The sequence below is a fragment of the Geminicoccus flavidas genome, assembly GCF_009806515.1.
In the GTDB taxonomy this organism is placed as follows: Bacteria; Pseudomonadota; Alphaproteobacteria; order Geminicoccales; family Geminicoccaceae; genus Geminicoccus; species Geminicoccus flavidus.
Window position 1 is genome coordinate 1 of record NZ_WUJP01000278.1, and the last position, 5200, is coordinate 5200.

A 5200-nucleotide genomic window follows, 5' to 3' on the forward strand; every position below is an offset into this window, starting at 1 on the left:
CCGCAGCTCTGGAAGAAGAAGTTGATCAGCACCACCCGGTCGCGGATCAGGTCGTCGTAGAACCGGTATGCCTGGCCGTCCTGGTCGATGACGGGGGTGTTCGGGATCTGGGGATGCGGCGGGCGCCTGTCCGTCCCCGCGGTCCCATGGGCCAGTCCGGCCCCACTGCCGGCGGCGATGCCGGCTCCGCCCAGGAACAAGGTTCTGCGTTGCATGCTCCAGCCCTTGAAAATGAGGCACGTCCGTCGCGGCACATCGCTGCCGCGGGGCGCCGTCGATCACCTGCTCCGCAGCCCGCGCAGCAGGAGAGCCACTTCGATTACTTGCGCAGATATTATTCTTGTTGCTGAACTATAATCAATGTAACTGTGGATACGATGGTTATAGCGATCCGGGCGCTTGGTTATATCCCCGGACGCTGCGGTATGAGGCGACTTTATAACGAAGGATAGAGCGGCGCTATCGGCATACTCGTTTATGCTTACCCAGATACCATAGCGGCGATTGATTAACGATCCGTTTCGTTTCTGACGAAAGTTATAGCCGGTCACATAACGACCGATGAATTGTGCGGTCTGACCTATTGCCTTACCGAACTGTCATGAACATGCTCCGCGCCCGCCTGGACAAGCTCCAGACCAGCTCCGCCAGCTACGCGGTCGAACTGCCGATCAGCTTCGCCACCGGCAGGGGCTGGACCCGCGGCTGGACCAGGCTGGTCAGCCAGGAGGAGGTGTGGTTCGTGACGGGGGCGCTGCTCCAGCCGGGCGAGCGGATCTCCGGCCAGTTGCGCTTCAGGGAGATCGACCGGCTGGACACGGTGGTCCGCTATGGAGCGGAGGTGCTGCTGGTTCGGCCCGCAGCACCCGGCAGCCGCCAGCGCGAAGTGCGTGCCCGGTTCTGCCAGCTTCTGTTCGAGGCCGGGGCGGAGCCGGACCGGCCGGAGGATCAGCCGAGCTGACGGCGGATATAGTTGGCGAGCTCGATCCGGCTGGTCACCTGGAGCTTGTCGTAGATCCGGTGCAAGTGGATCTTGACCGTGCCCTCGGTGATGCCGAGCCGGAACGCGATCTCCTTGTTGCGCAGTCCCTCGGCGACCAGGCGCACGAGCTCGATCTCGCGCTGGGTCAGTGTCTTGGTGGCCTGCTGCTTGGCGGATTCCCGCGCGAGAAGGCGGTCGAGCGTCCAGCCAGTCAGGTGCTGCTCCAGCCACTGGCCGCCGGCATGGACGGTGCGGATGCAGCGCACCAGCAGCTCCGGCGCCATGTCCTTGAGGATCACGCCACGCACGCCCAGCCGCACCGCCTCGAACAGGTCGTCGTCGCGCAGGTCTGCGGTCAGCAGCACCACGCGCAGGGCCAGCCGCTCCTCGGCGATGCCGCGCAGCACGTCCATGCCGCTCAGGCCCGGCATGTTGAGGTCCAGCACCAGGAGGTCGGGACGATGCTCGCGCACCGCCGCAAGGGCTTCCTCGCCGCTCTGGCAGCGAGCGACCACCTCCAGGTCTCCCTCGCGCTCGAGCAGCCAGTTCACGCCCTGGAGGACCACCGGATGATCATCGGCCACGACGATCCGCGTGGTCATGGCCGTGCCGGGCCGAGGCAAAGGGTGAAGGTCAAGGTGCTGTTCCACGTGAGGCCCATCTCTCTGGCAAGTTTGGCATCCGCGCAGGCGGGTTGGGCGACCGTCCCGGCCACTGCCGAAGGCGATGGAGCGGCCAGTATTGACATGATGGCACGGTAACCGGTGTTGGTGCCGGCCGACCGACAGGCAGTGTTACCCGGATGCATCCCGCTAGCCCCCGCTGGCACGCATGAGCGGCTGCGGCCGCTCATCCGGATCCTCGTCGGAGTTGGCCGGCGGCGGGGTGGTGCTGATCAGGCCCGAGCCGTGCAGTTCAGCCCGCGTCGCCGCGACCGCCACTACCAGGCCATCGATCATGCCGGCCACGCCCTGGCCGGCCTCAGCCGCCGCCTGCAGGCGCTCGGCCGCAAGCTGAATGCGGGGCAGGCCGAACAGGCCGGAGATGCCCTTCAGCTTGTGCGCCTCCTGCCGCACCTCCTCCGGGCGCACCGGAGCGGCACGCAGCCGGCTGCAGCTGCGCTCCGCATCCTCGATTACCTGCTGCATCAGCGCCGCCGCCTGGACGTCCGCCGCTAGGTCGATGGCGAACCGGTCGAACAGCGGCCGGCTCGGCACGTCCGGCGCGAGTGCCGGCGAGGGCTCCTTCGTGGCGGTGACCTGCGCGATCGCGTTGAACAGCTCGTTCCAGACGAACGGCTTGGACAGGCAGCGCTGCATGCCGCCGGCAAAGCAGCGGCGGCGCTCCTCCTCGTGCATCCCGGCTGACAGGCCGATCACCGGGATGTCGCGGGCCGGCGGCGGCAGCCGGCGCAGGAGGCCGGTCGCGGCGATGCCGTCCAGCACCGGCATCTGCACGTCCATCAGGATCACGTCGAACGGCTGGCTGCGGGCCAACTCGACCGCCTGCGCGCCGTCTACCGCCTCCACCACCCGATGGCCGTGCCGGACGAGCACGCCGGCTAGGAGCTGGCGGTTCAACTCGGCGTCGTCGACGATCAGGATCCGCAACGGCGTGCCGGGGACGGGCGCCGGGCCCATGGCGAGCTCGTCGCGCACCGCGTTCTGGTCGCCCAACTCGAAGGGGATCTCGAACCAGAAGCGGCTGCCCTGGCCGAGCTTGCTGGCCAGCCCGATACTGCCGCCCATGGCCTCGGTGAGGCGGCGGCAGATCGCGAGCCCAAGCCCGGTGCCGCCGTAGAGGCGCGCGGTCTCCTGCCCTGCCTGGCGGAAGGGCTGGAACAGGCTGGCCTGGCACTCCTCAGAGATGCCGATGCCGGTGTCTACCACCGCCACCTGCAGCCGCAGCCCGTCGCCGGCCTGGCTCGCCTTCACCTCGACCAGGACGCCGCCCTCGGAGGTGAACTTCACGGCGTTGCTGACGAGGTTCAAGAGGATCTGACGCAGCCGGGTCGGGTCGCCCCGCAGCACCGTGCCGCGATCGACCCGGACGTCGAAGTCGAGGCTGATGCCGCGCTGGTCCGCCGCCGGGGCCATCAGCCATTCGACATGCTCCAGCACCGCGCCCAGTTGGAAGTCGGTGCGGTCCAGCGCCAGCGCGTCCGCCTCGATCCGGGACAGGTCGAGCACGTCGTTGACAATCTCCAGCAGATGGCGGCCGGAGCTCTGGATCGCCTGGGCGTGCTGGCGGCTCTCCTCCGGCAGGTCGCCGGCGGCGATCAGGTCGGCCATGCCGAGCACGGTGGTCAGCGGGGTGCGGATCTCGTGGCTCATAAAGGCCAGGAAGTCGGACTTGGCCTTGCTGGACGCATTGGCCGCGTCGCGCGCCTCGGCCAGGCTCGCCGAGTAGCGGGCCAGCCGCACCTCGTCGGCATAGAGCTTGCGTACGATCTTGTAGCCGTAGAACGTCATGCCGGTGACCATGAGCACCAGGAGGCCGCCGACCAGCAGCTCGATCCGCTCCAGCTGCTGGATCGCCTCGATCTGCTCCTCGAACTCCTGGGTCTGCAGCCGGCCGACCTGGCGGCTGAGCGCCGCCATGCTGCCGGCCAGTTGGGCATATTGGCGATCCATGGCCGCCATCTGCGCCGCGGCCTCGCGCGTGTCGCCCCGGCGCAGATTCTCGAAGATCAGGTTCGACTGCGCGATCATCTGGTCCATCACGACCAGGCTGATGTCGAGCCAGGCGGTGAGCGGCCCCGCCTCGGCCGGGCCGACATTGGCCGTGAGTTCCGCCCGCGCCTCCTCCATCCCCATGGAGAACGCGGCCAGCGCGCTGTCACGCAGCGCGATCTCGGTGTCGATGCTGCCTGAATCGAACACGTCGTTGCCCGGCGCGTTGACCGAGCCCGCGAGCCTGGTCAGCTCGGCATAGCGCGACAGCCGATCCACCCAGCGATGATTGGCCTCGACCGACTGGCTGTAATTGTACTTGATCGACCGGCTCAAGTACACTCCGCCACCAATGACGACAATATTCAGAACGACCAAAGCCAGGTAGATACGGAACCAATTGCTCTTTTCAGGCCGAAAAGGCATATATTGTTCCCCATGGACGGAAACCAGCGTACTATAATATAAAGTAAATAAATTATAGATAGATGCTCCAATGAATGTACATGATGCGCGGAGGCTTGTACAGCCTGCCGTGAGACATGGTTAATGAGCGGGCGGTCATGACTGCGCAATCCCCGCTTGTGCGGTGATGGAATTGCGGTAATGCAGGCGCGTGCGAACGGATCGCAGGAGCTTATTCTGGAACGATAGTGGTCGTCTTCAGGTTGAATGGCGTGGTTGCGATTCACGTGTTGTTGCGCCGATGCCACGAGTCGCGGGATTTCTGGATGGGCAGCGCAGGCAACGGGCTAGTAGCCAGGAGGCAATCCTCAGGGAGAAGGAGCGATGCCGCGCATGGAAGCGACAGGATCGACCCTCACCGCTGTCGGGGCGGCCGAGGCCGGCGGCCATGAGGCTGCCTGCACCGCGCTCCTCCTGCCGGCCTTGTCATCGATCTCGGCCGCTGCCGAGATGGCGCCGCTCGCCGCACGGCTGGCGCCCTGGCTGCGCTGTATGGCAGTGGACTGGCCGGGCTTCGGCGACCGGCCGCGCGGCCGTCCATCGCTCACGCCCGACGCGCTGCGTGACTTTCTGGACGAGCTGATCGGCACCAGCCTCGTCCCGCCGGCCGTCGGCATCGGTGCCGGCCATGCGGCGACCTACCTAGTCCAGGCCGCCCGGCGACGGCCCGACTGGTTCGAGCGGCTCGTGCTGATCGCCCCCACTTGGCGCGGTCCGCTGCCGGCCGTGCTGGGCGAGGCGCGGCGTCCCCTGTTCGCTCGGATCCGCCGGGCGATCGAGTTGCCGGTCCTGGGCCCGGCCCTCTACCGCCTGAACGTCAACCGGCGGATGATCGGCCGGATGATGCGCGCCCATGTCTATGCCGATCCGGCCAGGGTCACCGATGCCCTGGTAGCTGCGAAGCTGCACGTTGCTGGGCAGCCGGACGCCCGGTTCGGCACCGCCGCCTTCGTCACCGGCGGTCTCGATCCGGCAGCATCCCGCGAGGCCTTTCTCGACCTGTTCGCCGGCCCCCTGCCACCTATCCTGATGCTGCGGCCGGCCGGAGCGCCTCGGCGCTCGGCGGCCGAGATGGATGCCT

General features: G+C 67.2%; 4 protein-coding genes and 1 pseudogene. 2 read left to right on the forward strand and 3 right to left on the reverse strand.

The window, feature by feature from the left end; translation table 11 throughout:
* Positions 1-215, reverse strand: a pseudogene (locus EQG76_RS07730) (SCO family protein); the annotation flags it as partial.
* Positions 216-601: 386 nt separating this feature from the next.
* Between EQG76_RS07730 and EQG76_RS07735 the strand changes: the two are divergent.
* On the forward strand, positions 602-961 hold the full coding sequence (locus EQG76_RS07735) for a hypothetical protein (RefSeq protein WP_159712116.1): 360 nt from the start codon (positions 602-604) through the stop codon (positions 959-961).
* Here the strand turns inward: EQG76_RS07735 and EQG76_RS07740 are convergent.
* Both EQG76_RS07740 and EQG76_RS07745 read right to left on the reverse strand, forming a co-directional pair.
* A complete protein-coding gene (locus tag EQG76_RS07740; protein WP_159712118.1) occupies positions 949-1584 on the reverse strand; it encodes a response regulator in 636 nt (211 codons plus the stop codon). The two genes, EQG76_RS07735 and EQG76_RS07740, sit on opposite strands and share 13 nt — an antisense overlap.
* A gap of 210 nt (positions 1585-1794) precedes the next feature.
* Positions 1795-3990, reverse strand: a complete 2196-nt coding sequence (locus EQG76_RS07745) for an ATP-binding protein (protein WP_159712120.1) — start codon at positions 3988-3990, stop codon at positions 1795-1797.
* 453 nt (positions 3991-4443) lie between these two features.
* Here EQG76_RS07745 and EQG76_RS07750 point away from each other — a divergent pair.
* Positions 4444-5200 (forward strand): alpha/beta fold hydrolase (locus EQG76_RS07750; protein WP_159712122.1); only part of this gene is annotated, 757 nt, incomplete at its 3' end.

Bases quoted from the DNA above. Each gene is read 5' to 3' on its own strand.
- EQG76_RS07735 (WP_159712116.1), top strand. From the start codon at position 602: ATGAACATGCTCCGCGCCCGCCTGGACAAGCTCCAGACCAGCTCCGCC.
- EQG76_RS07740 (WP_159712118.1), bottom strand. From the start codon at position 1,584: ATGACCACGCGGATCGTCGTGGCCGATGATCATCCGGTGGTCCTCCAG.